The sequence below is a fragment of the Citricoccus nitrophenolicus genome (assembly GCF_047305825.1).
In the GTDB taxonomy this organism is placed as follows: Bacteria; Actinomycetota; Actinomycetes; order Actinomycetales; family Micrococcaceae; genus Citricoccus; species Citricoccus nitrophenolicus.
This window is the reverse complement of record NZ_CP063070.1, coordinates 2,529,169-2,543,403: the sequence shown is the minus strand read 5'-3', so window position 1 is coordinate 2,543,403 and position 14,235 is coordinate 2,529,169. Positions and strand designations below refer to the sequence as shown.

The following is a 14,235-nucleotide window of genomic DNA, read 5'->3' as shown; positions in this document are numbered from 1 at the left end:
ACGTAAACGATCGAATAAATGACAGCGGAGGTGCAGGGTGCTCGTCGGGTACATGCGAGTGTCGAAAGCTGACGGATCCCAGACCACCGACCTGCAACGCGATGCCCTCCTCGAAGCCGGCGTGAAGCCGAAGGCCCTGTACGAGGACAAGGCTTCCGGCAAGACCGACGAGCGCCCCCACCTCGCAGCCTGCCTGAAGGCGCTGCGGGACGGGGACACGCTGCTGGTGTGGAAGCTGGACCGGCTCGGGCGGGACCTGCGCCACCTGGTCAACATCGTCCATGACCTCACCGAGCGGGGCGTGGGCCTGAAGGTACTCACCGGTCAGGGCGCGGCGATCGACACCACCACCGCCTCGGGCAAGTTGGTGTTCGGGATCTTCGCCGCCCTGGCCGAGTTCGAACGCGAGCTGATCTCCGAACGCACCAAGGCCGGCCTGGCCTCGGCCCGGGCCAGGGGCCGCAAGGGCGGCCGGCCCTACAAGATGACCCCGGCCAAGATCCGCCTGGCGATGGCCTCGATGGGCAGGAAAGACACGAACGTCAGCGCGCTGTGCAAGGAACTGGGTATCACCCGCCAGACCCTCTACCGCCACGTCTCACCCACCGGGGAACTGCGCTCCGACGGGGAAAAGCTGCTCACTGGACACTAGATGCTCTTCGGTGGCGGAAGACGTCGTGCGATTCAGCCGGCCAGACGTTTCCGCACACGGTGAACCTGCGGCGCCCTGGACCGAACGGGCGGTGGCTCCAACGGCGCTATCGAACAGGTCTCCTAAGCCCAGGGACGGGTCAGGACCGGCCCTGAAGGGCCGGCCCTGACCGGCTCCTAGCTGCGGGGCAGGACCGGTTCCGGCAGGTAGACCTTCCCGCCGGATTCGCGGAATTCGGTGGACTTGGCCTCCATTCCTGCGATGGCTTCCTGTTCGGACATGCCCCCGAACTGGTCGCGGATGTCCTGGGAGAGCCGCATGGAGCAGAACTTTGGTCCGCACATGGAGCAGAAGTGCGCGGTCTTGGCCGGCTCGGCGGGCAGGGTCTCGTCGTGGAAGGACTCGGCCGTGGCCGGGTCCAGGGAGAGGGCGAACTGGTCGCGCCAGCGGAACTCGAAGCGTGCCTTGGACAGGGCATCATCGCGTTCTTGGGCTCCGGGGTGGCCTTTGGCGAGATCTGCCGCGTGGGCGGCGATCTTGTAGGTGATGACTCCGGTCTTCACGTCGTCCTTGTTCGGCAGCCCGAGGTGTTCCTTGGGCGTGACGTAGCAGAGCATGGCGGTGCCGTAGCGGGCGATCTCGGTGGCGCCGATGGCCGAGGTGATGTGGTCGTAGCCGGGCGCAATGTCGGTCACCAGCGGGCCGAGGGTGTAGAAGGGAGCGCCGTCGCAGAGCTCCTGCTGGCGTTCGACGTTTTCGCGGACGAGGTGGAAGGGGATGTGCCCGGGGCCTTCGACCATGACCTGCACGTCGTACTTCCAGGCGCGCTTGGTCAGTTCGGCCAGGGTGTCCAGTTCGGCGAACTGGGCGGCGTCGTTGGCATCAGCGATTGATCCCGGGCGCAGCCCGTCGCCCAGCGAGAAGGCGACGTCGTACTTGGCGAAGATCTCACAGAGCTCATCGAAGTGAGTGTAGAGGAAGCTCTCCTTGTGGTGGGCCAGGCACCAGCCGGCCATGATGGACCCGCCGCGGGACACGATGCCGGTCACTCGGTTCGCCGTCAACGGCACATAGCGCAGCAGCACCCCGGCGTGGACGGTCATGTAATCCACCCCCTGCTCGCACTGCTCGATCACTGTATCCCGGTAAATCTCCCAGGTCAGGTCATTGGCCTCGCCGTTAACCTTCTCCAGCGCCTGGTAGATCGGCACGGTCCCGATCGGGACAGGCGAGTTGCGAATGATCCATTCACGGGTGGTGTGGATGTCATCCCCGGTGGAAAGGTCCATCACGGTGTCGGCGCCCCACTGGGCCGCCCACTGCAGCTTGTCCACTTCCTCGGCAATGGAACTTGTCACGGCAGAGTTGCCAATGTTGGCGTTGATTTTCACCAGGAAGGCCTTGCCGATAATCATCGGCTCGGATTCGGGGTGGTTGATGTTGTTCGGGATGATGGCCCGGCCAGCGGCCACTTCGCTGCGCACCAGCTCGACGTCACAGTTTTCCCGCACTGCCACGAACCGCATCTCGGGGGTGATGATGCCCTGACGGGCGTAGTGCATCTGCGTTACGGTCTTGCCGTCGAGGGCGCGGCGGGGCACCGGCTGCGCGCCCTTCCACTCCGCGGACGCCGCGCCCCGGCGCACGGCGGACTTACCGTCGTCAAGCAGGTTCCGTTCCCGCCCGCCGTAAGCCTCGGTGTCACCCCGGGACTCTATCCATCCGGACCGGAACGGCTCCAGGCCGACCACAGGATCACTTCCGGGCCCGGCCGTCCGATACGCCGTAAACGGTGGATTCTTCACCCCGTTCGGAGAGTCCTCCAATGCGATCTCCGTGACAGGGACGCTAATGCCGTGTTCCGGGTCGCGAGCATACGCGAGCAAATGTGAATTCATGGAGCTCATAACTGGTTTCCTACTTCCTTCGCCGGCATGACCCGGACAGGTTCAACGGTCGCGGACGGCATAAGTCCGATCTCAGCCCCTGCATAGGGCACCCGTGTGGATAAAAAAACCCTAGCACCCGGCGTGCCGGTACCACCGGTATGGATGATGACTGGTGTCCCCCTACGGCCCCCTCCTCGGAAGCAGGCCCTCCCAGCGACGCGGTGCATGAGGAATCACTGGCAGCTGACGAGCCCTGTCCGCAACTGCCGAGGCGGACGCACTCCCTGGGCCAACCAACAGCCCAGCGAACGAACAGCACCCCGGACTGGTGCAGACCCCTTCTGATATTCCGTGCAGGCGAGGATCTTCGCCGCCCTGGCCGAGTTCGAACGCGAGCTGATCTCCGAACGCACCAAGGCCGGCCTGGCCTCGGCCCGGGCCAGGGGCCGCAAGGGCGGCCGGCCCTACAAGATGACCCCGGCCAAGATCCGCCTGGCGATGGCCTCGATGGGCAAGAAGGACACCAACGTCAGCGCGCTGTGCAAGGAGTTGGGCATCACTCGTCAGACGCTCTACCGCCACGTCTCACCCACCGGTGAACTCCGGGAGGCAGGTAACAAGGTGGTTGCGCAACGTCGATGAGCAGGTGCTGGTACGTATGCACCCCGAAGCGGTCGCGGAGTAGCGGCGGGAGCTGAGCGCCGAGGCGGCCATCAGCAGCCCGATCCCGGACAGGAAGTTCGAGGCGCGCCACAGGTTCCACCCGCGGAACTGGTTGGGCAACGGCCCAGGAGCAGCTATCAGACCGTGCGGGCGACCGGCACGGTGACCGGCATGACAGCTTCGAGGCCCATGGTGATGTCCCGCGGCCGGCTTACTGATTGCCCTTCGCTGTAGTTGGTCAGGCGCATCCAGACAAGGCGGCACCGAGGTAGGGCAGATACACAGTCGTGGCTAGCAGGACGAGCGTGGCCAGGTAGGAGGTGGTCGTGAGAGCGGCGAGCAATCCGGCCGGTCCGGTGTGGGGTTGTACGAGGTGACGGATCCGGTCGGGACCGAGGGCGTGCAGGGCACCGTCGAGGGGTGCCTCATGCCCGGCGTGGTGGGCGTGCTCGCCGAGGGTGAGCAGAGCGCTGGCCAGGGCGGGGGTTCCGACGCGGCGGCGGGCGGCGTCGTCGGCGGCGATCTCGAGGTAGTGCCCGAGCGCGTCCTCGACGGCGACCATCATTGGCAACCAGCGCAGGGGCCGGCAGATGCTGGCCACGGTGGTGGTGATCAGGTGGTGGCGCTGATACAGGTGGGCATGTTCGTGGGCCAGGACTGCGGCGAGTTCATCGCGGGTCAGGGCCCGTAACGCCCCCTTGGAGATGAAGATTCCGCCGTGGCGCCGCGGGAGTGTCAGGGCGAACGGTCGGGCGTCGTCGATGACGAGCACGCTGTGACCGAGGACCTGTCGGGGCTCGGCCCAGACTCGCAGCCGGTGCGCGGTACGCGTGGTCGCCCGGCGTTGCCGGTGGGCCTCGGCGCCGACCATGATGGCAAGGCCGGCAGCACCCAGTGCAGACAGGGCCAGCAACACCGCAGCGGGAATCCCGGTGTCGATGGTTGCGGTGGGGAACGGGTTGGCGGCGGCGAGGCAGCGCTGGCAGACGTCGGCGGCGCTGCCGGGTAAGAGCACCGGGCCGGAGGTGATCCACGCCAGCAGTGGCCCGAGGGCGAGGGCGGTGATGACCCAGCTGACAACGCTGCCGGTGAGTAGCGCCGCGGAGGTTCGGGGTGCGCGGACCAGGGCAGGAGCAGCCCGTCTGAGCACCCACGGGCCGGCCAGCGCCGAGATGGTCAGTGCGAGGACCAGCATTACGGTGAGACTCTCCGCGATCACCGCCCCCCTCCGTCCGCTCCATCCGTGCGCGCACGGAGGTAGTTGCGCAGCAGGTCGAGGTCGGTGGGAGGGATCGTGTCGATGAAGTGCAGCATGGACGCGGTACGGTCGCGGCTGGATTCCAGGGCGTGCCTCATCACGGAGGCGACATGCTCCTCCCGGGGGATCCTCGCCTCGTAGCGCGTGGAGTGGCCCTGCCGCAGGGCGGTGACCAGCTTCTTGCCGTCGAGGTTGCGGAGCACGGTGGCGATCGTGGTGTAGGCCGGGTCGTGAGACAGCCGGTTGATGATGTCCCTGATGGTGCCGGGACCGTGGTCCCAGAGCGCGTCCATCACTTGTGCTTCCAGGGCACCCAGGCGGGGTGGTTCTGCTGCGATGCCAGGCGTGGTCATCGGGCGGCCTCCATCCTCGAGGTAGGGACTGGGCAGGCGAACTGTCCGCGGAGTCGGCCCAGCAGGGCGATGCCGGTCAGCAGCAGGGCGCCGAGGGCGAGGTACGGCTGGATGGGGGCGAACCAGGTGATGGCCCCGGAGTAGCCCAGCGCTAGCAGGGCAAGCTTGTTGCACACCGGGCATCCCACGGCGAACCATGCCAGCAGGCCCCCGGCGACACCGAGCCGGCTCGTGCGCTGTTCCGCAGCATCACTGCCGTCCTCCACCCTAACGCGGCTCGTCGGGGTGGCCGCGCCGGCGGTGTCGACGCGCCCGCGCACGTAGGTGGCCACGAGCATCCCGGACAGTACGGAGGTGAGGACCCATACCGGGTAGTTCCACCACACCGGGGGGATCTCGCGGGTGAAGAACGTGTTGGGGATCAATACCGTCGCCAGCCCCAGCACCAGGCCGAACACCAGTGCCGCTGCTGTCGCGACCAGCACCTGGCGCCCCGTCCATGATCGGAGCGCCTGAACGGCCTCGGTGATGGACCGGGTCGGGAATGTCGGTTGGCGCGGTGCAGTCCTCATGGCTCCATCCTGCCCGAGGATGACTATGAATCATAGTCGACTATGTAAGATAGTCGATCGTGGCATCAAAGCGTCAGCGAGGAAAGGGCCCCGAGGCATGAACGCACAGAACGGTTCAACGAAGAAGAGAGCCTGGATGGTGCCCGCCGTCCTGGTGGCCGTCGCGGTCCTCCTGGTCGGGACAGTGATGATGTCCGCCCTGGGCGGTTCGGGCTCCGACGGCGCTGCTGCACCATCGACACCGGTGGAGTCGGCGCCGACACAGGTCGAGGGACCGCCGGATCTATCCGAGGCCGAACGCCACGACCCCGACGACCTGCTCGCAGCCGGCCCGGTGGAAGCGCCGGTGACGCTCGTGGTCTTCTCTGACTACCAGTGCCCGTTCTGTGCGCGCTGGAGCGAGGAGACCCTTCCGCTGATGATGGAGCACGTTCAGGCCGGTGACCTGCGCATCGAATGGCGGGACGTCAATGTGTTTGGTCCGGCCTCGGAGCGGGCCGCCCGCGCCTCCTATGCGGCCGCACTGCAGGGGGCGTTCTGGGAGTACCACGACGCCCTGTTCCAGGACGGGCAGAAGCGGTCCGAGGGGCAGCTGAGCGAGGAGGCGCTGACCGCCCTGGCCGAGGAACTCGGGTTGGATCCCGACCAGTTCGCCGAGGACATGGACTCGGCTCAGACGGCCGAGCAGATCGCCACCAATGAACAGCTGGGGCTGGGGCTGGGCGCCTACTCGACCCCGACGTTTGTGCTGGGAGGCCAACCCATCGTCGGCGCCCAGCCCTCGCAGGTGTTCCAGGACGCCTTCGACCAGGCCCTGACCGGATCGGAGTGAGTCCGTATGGATATTGGATTGCTCAGCGCCTTCCTGGGCGGGGCCCTGGCCCTGCTCAGCCCGTGCGCGGCCCTGTTGATGCCCGCGTTCTTCGCCTCCACCGTCGGGGCCGGGCCCCGGTTGCTCGCCCATGGGGCGGTCTTCTACGTCGGATTGTTGCTCGTGCTGGTGCCCCTGGGCGTGGGCGCGGGGGCCATTGGGACTCTTTTCGCCACGCACCGCGAGGTGATCGTGCTCAGTGCCTCGGTGCTGCTGGTGGTGCTGGGCGTAGTGCAGTTGCTCGGGTTCGGGTTCGACCCGGCCCGGCTGTTGCCCGGCGCGGCCCATCTGCAGGAGCGGGCGACCACGGCGACCGGGTGGGTCAAGACGCTGCTGCTGGGTGCTGCCAGCGGGGTTGCTGGCTTCTGCGCCGGCCCGATCCTTGGCGCCGTGCTCACTCTGGCCGCCGCCCGAGGTGACATGGTCTCCGCCGGGACACTGCTGGCCGTCTACGGGGCCGGTATGGTCGCCCCGTTGCTGCTGATCGCCGCACTCTGGGGCCGCTTGGGGGCCCGGGGCCGGCGGGTGCTGCGTGGCCGGGCCTTCACGGTCTTCGGCCGCGAACTGCACAGCACCTCCATGCTCACCGGGTTCATCCTCATCGGAGTGGGCGTCGTCTTCTGGACCACCAACGGCCTGGTCACCGCCCCGGAGTTGCTGCCTTTGGAGGCCCAGGCCTGGTTGCAGGAGGGGTCGGCGGTCCTGGCCAATCCAGTCGTGGACATCCTTGCCATCCTGGTCCTGGTCTGCGCGGTGCTCATCGTGTGGGCGCGGCGACGACGGCGCGACCGCTCCACGGCAGGCACCCGCCCAGTGGGCGGATCATGATCCGTGGCCTCCGGGCCCTGGCTCTCATCATGGCCGTGGTTCTGGCCTTGACCGGGTGCGCTGGTGGGCTACCGGAGCCGGTGCGGGACCCGCATCCGGCCGAGGAGCCGCTGCCCGCGGTGGATACCCGTGGCCTGCGGCTGCCCACACCCTTCACGGGGTTGAGGGTGGTGGACCCCGGGTGGACCAGCGCCCCACAATACGCTGACGGCATCTTCGTGGGGGTCGCAGAACAGGAGGCTCTGCGGCGGTTCTCCGCTGTCGATGTCCACGGTCAAGTGCGGTGGGTGGCCGAGCGCCCCGCTGAGGACACCGGGTTCGCGCTCACCGCCGACGCCGACGGGCGTTCACTGGCCGTGCTCACGGACGCCCACCAGGGATCCGGCACCGAGCCCGACACGGTCACCGCGACGGCCTACGTGTTGGCTACCGGGGAACACGTGTGGGGTCCCGTGGAGGTTCCCGGTCCCCAGGTGGGGCCCGGCCTCGTCTTCGCTCGACCATCCGAGGATCCGGCGGCGAGGGTGAGGTCGCGCACGGTCCTGGATTCAACCACCGGCCGCGCCGTGCCCTCGATATCCGACTCCTCCGACCGGGTCGTCGGCGAATACCACGGGACGGTGCTCGTCAGCGGAGACCACGCCCTCACCGCACTGGACATCGCCGATGACCAAGAACTCTGGAGCATCCCGTTGGCCGAGCACGGTGAGGTCATCGCCGCCGTGGACTCCTCCGGGACTGCAGCCGCCGCGAACGGGCTGGTCCTGCTGGAGACCGAGCACTCCCGGGGTTTGCTCATTGATCTGCGCAACGGCGCCATCCTCAGCGACACGGCCCGCGACGCCGCCGCGGACCCTGGTACGGGCGCCGTCGTCATTCTGGACGAGGCCGGCCTGCATGCGACCCGGGACGGTCAGCAATTGTGGTCATTCACCGTCGCCAGCGACACTCGTCTCGCCGCGCTTGGCGGGGCCCTGGTTTACCTGCGGGACGACGAAGCAGTCCGGGTGCACAACGTCATCACCGGCGAGGTCGCCGACGCCTACGACCCCACCGGGACCGGCACCATCCTCGTCCCGGCGCACCTCACCGCAGAGGGGGCCGCGCTGTTTGTGGGCAAGGGGTCACGTCACCTCATCGTCACCCTCGTCCCTGAACCGGGCGCCTCTGGTTGAAAGTGACCGGGGGCACCCTGCCCGCCGATAGGCATCTTTTCACCGGGTACACCACGGGTTCTTCGGCGACTGAGGCCCTACCGGACACAGCCGGTAGGGCCTCAGCCGCGGGCGGCATGGGTGCTGGGGGGGGCGTCAGCGCCCGAACAGGCGGGCCAGGAGGCCGGGGCGCCGGGTGCTGGTCGGCGCTTCGGTGCGGTCGTGGCCAGGGCACCAGTTCCCGGCGGGGACGGTGCGCTTGACCTGGTCGATGTGCTGGCCGCAGCCGGCCCAGGTGGTCTTGCCGCAGACGCGGCAGGTGACGGATCGGCACATGGTCGGTTCCTTTCGAAGCGGGCGCTCCTGCCCGGCGGAAGGCACGGGGTCGGGCGGGGAGGATCGGTGACCCAGATGAAGACGGTGGGCCCGGCCGCGGGGGCGATGAAGGGGGGCGTGCCCCCGCGGTCGGGGGTCTAGGGGTGAGGGTCTGGAAGGGATGGGTAGAACCTTCCGGACCTCGGCTCAGCGGGCTTGCAGGGCGGTGGGGACCTGGTCGAAGAAGGAGGTCAGGGATGGAACCGCCTCGACGCGGTTCCACGGCATGCGGGAGAGTATCGAGGCCATCGCGCAGGAGTCAGAGGCGGCGGAGTAGGCCAGGCCGGCGCCGATCGCCCCTGCCACCAGGCCCAGGCGGCGGTGCACCAGCTGGCCGGCGAGGGTGCCGGCCAGCACCAGGGTGCCGGCAGTCAGGCGGACCTGGCGGTCCATGGCCCACCGGTTGCCCCGGCGCACGACGTCGTCTCCGCCGGCCGCCTCGTAGGCGGCGACACCGCCCTCGAGCACCTCTGCGGATTCGAAACCGACGGCCTGCAGCTTCTGCCGGGCCTGGCCGGCGCGGGTGCCGGACTGGCACACCAGCACGACGTGTCCGGCCAGACGCTCTGCGAGGTCATCGGTGTGCTCGGTGAGCAGGTCCAGCGGCACGTTGTAGGAGCCGCGGATGTGCACGGTCTCGAACTCGCCCGGGGTGCGAACGTCGACGACCATCAGGTCCTGGTCCTGGTTCAGTCTTTGGCGCAGCTCGTCCGGGGTGACCGAACGGGTCTTAGGTGCGGTGGCGGTTACGGTCATCGGGCTGCTCCTGAGGTTTCGTTCTGCACTGTGGTGGTGTTCTGGGCGGTGTCCTGTCCGGTGTTCCAGGCGGACCAGGCGGCGTAGCTGCCCTCAAGCTCGACGACGTCGTAACCGGTCCGGCGCAGGGCGGCGGCGGCCACGGCGTTGCGCACCCCGGACTGGCAGTAGGTCACCAACGGGCCAGCGTCCTTCGCGGGCAGCTGGTCCGGGTGGAAGATGACCTTGCCGGCGTTGAGCTGTCGGGAGCCGGGAACATGGCCCTCGGAGTGCTCGGTGCGGTTGCGCACGTCCACCAGCACGGCGGAGTCATGCTCAGCCAGGAAGGCGTCCAGTTCGGCCGGGGCGACGGTCTGCGGGATGGATGCCGGCAGGCCTTCCAGGGTCGGGGTGTAGCCGACCAGACCATCCACGCCCACGCGCACGAAGTGGTCGCCGTACTCGGCGGCGGCCTGCGCATCCTCGGCCAGCACGACCAGGCCGGCGTCATCGGCCTCCGGGTCGTACGCCCAACCGATGTGGGTGGCGGCCTTACCCAGCGACGGGACGCTCAAGGCTCCGGGCACGGTGCCGGCGTGCACTTGATCCACCGGGCGGGTATCCACGAGGGCCAAGGTGCCATCGGACAGGCCTCGGGCCAGTTCGTCGGCGGTGAAGGAGCGCGGGGTCGAGCGCTCACCGAGCAGGGCCGGGCCGACCTTGTTCTGCCGCTTCATCCGGGCGAAGTAGGCATGCGCGTCCGGCTGGCCCTCGAGCAGTTCGTCGATGAAGCCCTGCTCGTCGTTGTTGGCCAGGTAGGTGGCCCACCAGGCGAACTTGCGCTCATAGCCCACCGTGGTGGACGGCAGGGCGCCCAGGGCCTTGCCGCACGCCGAGCCCGCCCCGTGGCCGGGGTAGACCTGCACGTGGTCCGGCAGGGTCAGGAAGGCCTCCTTCAGGGAGGCGAACAGGTCCTTGGCCCCGGCGAAGCGGGTGTCCTGGGCCCCGGCGGCCTCGTCCAGCAGATCCGGGCGACCCACGTCACCGGAGAACACGAAGTCCCCGGTCAGGTAGTAGCCGGGCTCGTCGGTGAAGGCCCCATCGGTGACCAGGTAAGACAGGTGCTCGGGGGTGTGGCCGGGGGTGTGGCGGGCGCTGACGGTGATGTTGCCCAGAGCGATGGTGTCGCCCTCACGCAGCAGCTCGGCGTCAAAGCCATACGCCCAGTCCTCCCCGCCCTCGCCGGAAACGTAGAGGGTGGCGCCGGTGGCCGCGGCGAGTTCGCGGGTGCCGGAGAGGAAGTCGGCGTGGATGTGGGTCTCGGCCACGACGGTAATCCGCATGCCGTGGTGGGCGGCCAGCTCCAGGTACTGCCGGATGTCGCGGCGGGGGTCGACGACGAGGGCCTCGCCGGTGGCCTGGCAGCCGATCAGGTAGCTGGCCTGGGCCAGGTCCTCGTCGTAGATGCGCTCGAGAAGCATGATTCCTCCTGCGGGTCGGGAGCGAAAGTTCGGGTTCCGGCGTTCCGGATACCCCCTACCGTATTGCATACCCCCCTGGGTATGCAAGTGGGGGCGTGCGGTCGCACGCGCGTCTTAGCGGGCGCGCCCCGTTCGCCAGAGATTTGCTGGTGACCGAGAGTTCACCCGGGAGGAGCCGGTGGGTAGGGTGGCCGATACCTGACGGTACGAGGCAGTAGCGGTGCCGAAGCTGTCCCGACCCCGTAATTGCGATCTCCGTCAAGTCCCACCCAAGCGAAGGGCGATGATCGATCGGATGATCGAGTGAAAGGACGGCCATGACGGGTCAGCACACGCCCCTTGAGATGCCCGACCCGGTGCGCGCGGTCACTCCGGAGGGCACCCAGGTCGACCTGGACCGGAAGATCAAGCAGCGGGTGGAGTCCTACGCCGAGGCGTCCGCCGGGGAGATCTCCGTGCGCATCGACGAGCTGGAACGCGAATGGGACATCGAGCGCGTGTTGGAGCTCAACGCCTCGTCCCTGGCCTTCGTGGGCACCGTGCTCGGCGCTACCGTCAGCCGGAAGTGGCTGCTGCTGCCTGGTGTTGTCTTACCGTTCCTTTTCCAGCATGCCATCCAGGGGTGGTGCCCGCCTGTGGTCCTCTTCCGCCGCCTGGGGGTACGCACCCGTAAGGAGATCGAGCTGGAGAAGTATGCCCTCAAAGCCCTCCGCGGGGACTTCGTGACGTCCACCAAAGAAGTGAACCCCGAGGAGGCCCTGCGCGGGGCGACGCGTTGAGCGCGGCCATGCGCCGGGCATCCTCGGGGTGCGTCCTGCAACCGGCTGCTGCGAACGTCGTTCACAGGCGTAGTCGGTGGGCCGATCTGCGCGGCTGCCCGTCGCTGGGGGAAGTCCGCGACGGAAACCGGGGCAGAAACGAGTGAAGAAGCGATGGAGGTGTTGAGGGGCCCACTGGTAAGGGAAACGATGGCCACAGGGGCCGCGATGCTGGGAGGTTTGGATGTCTGCTGCTGAGACGAGTGCAGGCCGGGGTGCAGTACCCGAGGCGAGCCGGGGGTCCGGGACCACCCTGGATCGGCGCACGGTGGCCTCGGGGTTCCTGTTCGGAAGTGGGATCGCGGCGTCGATGATCGACCTGTTCATCTTTCACCTGGGCCTGCAGTGGCATCACTTCTACGATCTGTCCACCACGCAGGTGGCGTTGACCGCAGATGGGTTCTTTCACGCCTTCGGGTGGTTCATCACCATCTGGGGACTGTTTCTGCTGGCCGACGTTCGCCGTCGGACCGAGGTGATCTGGAAGCGTTGGACAGGGGCAGTGATTGCCGGGGTCGGGTTTTTTCAGCTCTCCGACGGGGTAGTCGATCACAAGGTGCTGCGAATCCATCAGGTCCGCTCCGGAGTGGACCTGCTGCCCTATGACATCGCGTGGATCGGCTCGGCGGTGTTGTTGTTGATGATCGGGGTTCTCATCCTTTGGCGCACCCAGCCGACCCGCGTCACGGACTGAGTATCTGGTGATGGATCACGACCACAGTAGCGGGCGCGGTGGCGCCGGTCATGGCCCGGTCCTGGGGACCGAAGCCTGGGGGTGGGCGCTCTTTGATGCTGTGGTCGTCCTCGCCCTGGTGACAGCCGCGGTTGGTTATGCGGCCTGCCTGTGGGCGGCCCGGGGCCGCAGCCCGTGGTCGGCGCGCCGGACCGTGGCCTGGTACGCCGGTCTGGTCTGCGCCGCGGCCGGGCTCCTCGGCCCGGTCGCCGCAGCCGCTCACACCAGTTTCACTGCCCACATGCTGGGGCATCTGTTGCTTGGGATGCTAGCCCCGTTGCTGCTGGTTCTAGGCGCGCCTGTCACCCTGATCTTGCGGGCTGTGCCGGTGGCCCGGGCCCGGTCACTGACTCGGCTGCTGCGCAGCCGGTACGTGCGGATCATCACCTACCCGATGGTCGCGGCCGTGCTCAATGCCGGTGGGCTGTGGGTGCTCTACACCACCAGTCTGTATCAGCAGATGCATACCTCGGCACTGATCCACGGGCTGGTGCACGCCCACATCTTCCTAGCTGGTTACCTCTTCACCGCCTCCCTGGTGGGGAGGGACCCGGACCCGCACCGGGCTTCGGTTCCCGTGCGCTCAGCGGTGCTGATCGCCTTCATCGCCGCTCACTCGATCCTGGCCAAATGGCTCTACGCCCATCCGCCGGCCGGAGTCGAGGTCACGGATGGCCAGGCAGGGGCGCAACTGATGTACTACGGCGGGGATGCCGTCGACGTGGTGTTGATCGTGCTGCTCTTCGCCGGGTGGTACTCAGCCACCCGACCCAAAGCCGCAGCGGACTCTCCATCCGGACCCCAGAGCACCCGAGATCTCCAGGTAGACAGAGAACACTGAACGAAGCAGAGGAACGAGCATGTCATCACGATTCAGCGGCATCCTGCAGGCAGCTGGCACCGGTGCGGCGGCCGGCCTGGCCGGAGGGGTAGTGATGGTGGTGGGTGAGAAGATCGAACAGGCCATCACCCACCGACCGAACTCCTACGTGCCAGCCCGGGCCCTGTTGACCTTGCTCGGGCAGCACCCCGGCGACACGGACCGGCCGGTGGTGTGGAACCATTTGATGCACTATTCCACCGCCGCCACCCTCGGTGCGCTGCGCGGAATCTGGGCGGTCACCGGGATCCGCGGGGCCCATGCCAATGCCTGGCATACCGTCGTGAGACTGGGCTTCGACCAGACCATCGAGAACGCCACCGGGGTCGGTGCCCCGCCGGCCACCTGGCCGGTGCGTGAGCAGGTGGTCGACGTCCTACACAAGGCCGTGTTTTCCGTGGCTACCGGCATGATCGCCGACCGCGCCCTGGCCCCGGTACTGGCCTCCACCCGGGGGCGCACCAGCCACTAGTTCTCCCGTCCCGGCGCCGGTGCGCGCCGGAAGTCGGCACGGGCACCACCAGTCGTCCTACGGGAATGGTTCATTGCATCGATGCACACGGAGGGCGCCGATGACGGAATTATGGGGCCCGGCTCACGGGTGCAGGTAGGACCACCCCTCACTCTGGCGGATCACCAGCTGGGCCACCCCGGAAGGCACGACGGTGGCCTGCGGGTGAATCCGATCTGGCGTGAGGCCGCGGGCGGTAAGAGTGTTCTGGCAGACACACAGCTGCAGACCGGACTCCAGCAGGCCGGTTAGCAGCTCGCCGGCCGGCTCGGTGGCCACGGCGATGCCGGGACCGTGGGCCACCAGTTCAACCCGCAGGTCGGGGCCCAGGGCCGTGTATAGGTTGGTGAGGTTCTGCAACACGGTCTGGATCTTCGTCGGATCGGCGTCGTTGAGGTGCACGACGGTGCGATGCATGAGCACTCCTTCGCTACGGACGTGAGCTGGCGATCGGGCGGTGAA

At 67.9% G+C, this 14,235-nt stretch carries 16 protein-coding genes, 1 pseudogene and 1 riboswitch; of the genes and pseudogenes, 9 read left to right on the top strand and 8 right to left on the bottom strand.

All coding sequences use genetic code 11. The features are described from left to right. The first annotated feature begins 37 nt into the window (after positions 1 to 37). Positions 38 to 652 (top strand): recombinase family protein, encoded by a 615-nt coding sequence (locus IMT31_RS11625; RefSeq protein WP_413542427.1) that lies wholly within the window; start codon positions 38 to 40, stop codon positions 650 to 652. 176 nt (positions 653 to 828) lie between these two features. Here IMT31_RS11625 and thiC read toward each other — a convergent pair whose 3' ends face one another. Next, complete coding sequence (gene thiC / locus IMT31_RS11620; RefSeq protein WP_413542428.1) at positions 829 to 2,559, bottom strand: phosphomethylpyrimidine synthase ThiC; 1,731 nt, start codon at positions 2,557 to 2,559, stop codon at positions 829 to 831. After that, positions 2,557 to 2,665: riboswitch (TPP riboswitch) on the bottom strand. (Overlaps the previous gene by 3 nt.) A gap of 239 nt (positions 2,666 to 2,904) precedes the next feature. Here thiC and IMT31_RS11615 point away from each other — a divergent pair. Further along, positions 2,905 to 3,183 (top strand): annotated as a pseudogene (locus IMT31_RS11615) (recombinase family protein); the annotation flags it as partial. Between the two features lie 259 nt (positions 3,184 to 3,442). Here the strand turns inward: IMT31_RS11615 and IMT31_RS11610 are convergent. Genes IMT31_RS11610 through IMT31_RS11600 form a run of 3 tightly spaced genes read right to left on the bottom strand, consistent with a single transcriptional unit; the run spans position 3,443 to position 5,387 of the window. After that, positions 3,443 to 4,399 carry a M56 family metallopeptidase gene (locus tag IMT31_RS11610; RefSeq protein WP_413542878.1) on the bottom strand — a complete coding sequence of 319 codons (957 nt, stop codon included), beginning with the start codon at positions 4,397 to 4,399 and terminating at the stop codon, positions 3,443 to 3,445. Positions 4,400 to 4,419: 20 nt separating this feature from the next. Then, entirely contained in the window at positions 4,420 to 4,815 is a 396-nt protein-coding gene (locus IMT31_RS11605) for a BlaI/MecI/CopY family transcriptional regulator (RefSeq protein ID WP_413542877.1), read from the bottom strand. Further along, positions 4,812 to 5,387, bottom strand: coding sequence for a hypothetical protein (locus IMT31_RS11600; protein WP_413542876.1), 576 nt, complete (start codon positions 5,385 to 5,387; stop codon positions 4,812 to 4,814). Before IMT31_RS11600 ends, IMT31_RS11605 begins: the two co-directional genes overlap by 4 nt. 97 nt (positions 5,388 to 5,484) lie before the next feature. Between IMT31_RS11600 and IMT31_RS11595 the strand changes: the two genes are divergently transcribed. Genes IMT31_RS11595 through IMT31_RS11585 form a run of 3 tightly spaced genes read left to right on the top strand, consistent with a single transcriptional unit; the run spans position 5,485 to position 8,261 of the window. Next, on the top strand, positions 5,485 to 6,219 hold the full coding sequence (locus IMT31_RS11595; RefSeq protein ID WP_159554344.1) for a DsbA family protein: 735 nt from the start codon (positions 5,485 to 5,487) through the stop codon (positions 6,217 to 6,219). Positions 6,220 to 6,225: 6 nt separating this feature from the next. Beyond that, positions 6,226 to 7,086 (top strand): cytochrome c biogenesis CcdA family protein, encoded by an 861-nt coding sequence (locus IMT31_RS11590; RefSeq protein ID WP_413542875.1) that lies wholly within the window; start codon positions 6,226 to 6,228, stop codon positions 7,084 to 7,086. Beyond that, positions 7,083 to 8,261 (top strand): hypothetical protein, encoded by a 1,179-nt coding sequence (locus tag IMT31_RS11585; RefSeq protein ID WP_413542874.1) that lies wholly within the window; start codon positions 7,083 to 7,085, stop codon positions 8,259 to 8,261. Before IMT31_RS11590 ends, IMT31_RS11585 begins: the two co-directional genes overlap by 4 nt. 135 nt (positions 8,262 to 8,396) lie before the next feature. On the opposite strand, the gene IMT31_RS11580 is transcribed toward IMT31_RS11585, so the two are convergent. From IMT31_RS11580 to IMT31_RS11570, 3 genes are all read right to left on the bottom strand, one after another. Then, a complete protein-coding gene (locus IMT31_RS11580) occupies positions 8,397 to 8,576 on the bottom strand; it encodes a hypothetical protein (RefSeq protein WP_413542873.1) in 180 nt (59 codons plus the stop codon). Positions 8,577 to 8,762: 186 nt separating this feature from the next. Then, the gene (locus IMT31_RS11575) at positions 8,763 to 9,371 is read right to left on the bottom strand and encodes a rhodanese-like domain-containing protein (RefSeq protein ID WP_159554352.1); all 609 of its coding nucleotides are present in this window, start codon (positions 9,369 to 9,371) and stop codon (positions 8,763 to 8,765) included. Beyond that, positions 9,368 to 10,831, bottom strand: coding sequence for an MBL fold metallo-hydrolase (locus tag IMT31_RS11570; protein WP_413542872.1), 1,464 nt, complete (start codon positions 10,829 to 10,831; stop codon positions 9,368 to 9,370). The genes IMT31_RS11575 and IMT31_RS11570 overlap by 4 nt, the downstream gene beginning before the upstream one ends. 317 nt (positions 10,832 to 11,148) lie before the next feature. Here IMT31_RS11570 and IMT31_RS11565 point away from each other — a divergent pair, with 317 nt between their 5' ends. The 4 genes from IMT31_RS11565 (at position 11,149) to IMT31_RS11550 (ending at position 13,734) form a co-directional block, all read left to right on the top strand. Then, the gene (locus IMT31_RS11565) at positions 11,149 to 11,610 is read left to right on the top strand and encodes a hypothetical protein (protein WP_413542871.1); all 462 of its coding nucleotides are present in this window, start codon (positions 11,149 to 11,151) and stop codon (positions 11,608 to 11,610) included. 223 nt (positions 11,611 to 11,833) lie between these two features. Next, the gene (locus IMT31_RS11560; protein ID WP_413542870.1) at positions 11,834 to 12,343 is read left to right on the top strand and encodes a DUF2243 domain-containing protein; all 510 of its coding nucleotides are present in this window, start codon (positions 11,834 to 11,836) and stop codon (positions 12,341 to 12,343) included. Positions 12,344 to 12,461: 118 nt separating this feature from the next. Further along, positions 12,462 to 13,223 (top strand): cytochrome c oxidase assembly protein, encoded by a 762-nt coding sequence (locus IMT31_RS11555; protein ID WP_413542869.1) that lies wholly within the window; start codon positions 12,462 to 12,464, stop codon positions 13,221 to 13,223. 19 nt (positions 13,224 to 13,242) lie between these two features. Then, positions 13,243 to 13,734 carry a hypothetical protein gene (locus tag IMT31_RS11550; protein WP_345358547.1) on the top strand — a complete coding sequence of 164 codons (492 nt, stop codon included), beginning with the start codon at positions 13,243 to 13,245 and terminating at the stop codon, positions 13,732 to 13,734. A gap of 123 nt (positions 13,735 to 13,857) precedes the next feature. Here the strand turns inward: IMT31_RS11550 and IMT31_RS11545 are convergent, their stop codons facing one another. Continuing rightward, a complete protein-coding gene (locus IMT31_RS11545; protein WP_345358544.1) occupies positions 13,858 to 14,190 on the bottom strand; it encodes a DsrE family protein in 333 nt (110 codons plus the stop codon). Between the last annotated feature and the right edge of the window lie 45 nt (positions 14,191 to 14,235).

Coding starts and splice junctions, on each gene's coding strand:
- IMT31_RS11560 (WP_413542870.1), top strand. CDS start 11,834: ATGTCTGCTGCTGAGACGAGTGCAGGCCGGGGTGCAGTACCCGAGGCG.
- IMT31_RS11570 (WP_413542872.1), bottom strand. CDS start 10,831: ATGCTTCTCGAGCGCATCTACGACGAGGACCTGGCCCAGGCCAGCTAC.
- IMT31_RS11610 (WP_413542878.1), bottom strand. CDS start 4,399: ATGCTGGTCCTCGCACTGACCATCTCGGCGCTGGCCGGCCCGTGGGTG.
- IMT31_RS11590 (WP_413542875.1), top strand. CDS start 6,226: ATGGATATTGGATTGCTCAGCGCCTTCCTGGGCGGGGCCCTGGCCCTG.
- IMT31_RS11600 (WP_413542876.1), bottom strand. CDS start 5,387: ATGAGGACTGCACCGCGCCAACCGACATTCCCGACCCGGTCCATCACC.
- IMT31_RS11580 (WP_413542873.1), bottom strand. CDS start 8,576: ATGTGCCGATCCGTCACCTGCCGCGTCTGCGGCAAGACCACCTGGGCC.
- IMT31_RS11550 (WP_345358547.1), top strand. CDS start 13,243: ATGTCATCACGATTCAGCGGCATCCTGCAGGCAGCTGGCACCGGTGCG.
- IMT31_RS11565 (WP_413542871.1), top strand. CDS start 11,149: ATGACGGGTCAGCACACGCCCCTTGAGATGCCCGACCCGGTGCGCGCG.
- IMT31_RS11575 (WP_159554352.1), bottom strand. CDS start 9,371: ATGACCGTAACCGCCACCGCACCTAAGACCCGTTCGGTCACCCCGGAC.
- IMT31_RS11585 (WP_413542874.1), top strand. CDS start 7,083: ATGATCCGTGGCCTCCGGGCCCTGGCTCTCATCATGGCCGTGGTTCTG.
- thiC (WP_413542428.1), bottom strand. CDS start 2,559: ATGAGCTCCATGAATTCACATTTGCTCGCGTATGCTCGCGACCCGGAA.
- IMT31_RS11545 (WP_345358544.1), bottom strand. CDS start 14,190: ATGCATCGCACCGTCGTGCACCTCAACGACGCCGATCCGACGAAGATC.
- IMT31_RS11595 (WP_159554344.1), top strand. CDS start 5,485: ATGAACGCACAGAACGGTTCAACGAAGAAGAGAGCCTGGATGGTGCCC.
- IMT31_RS11605 (WP_413542877.1), bottom strand. CDS start 4,815: ATGACCACGCCTGGCATCGCAGCAGAACCACCCCGCCTGGGTGCCCTG.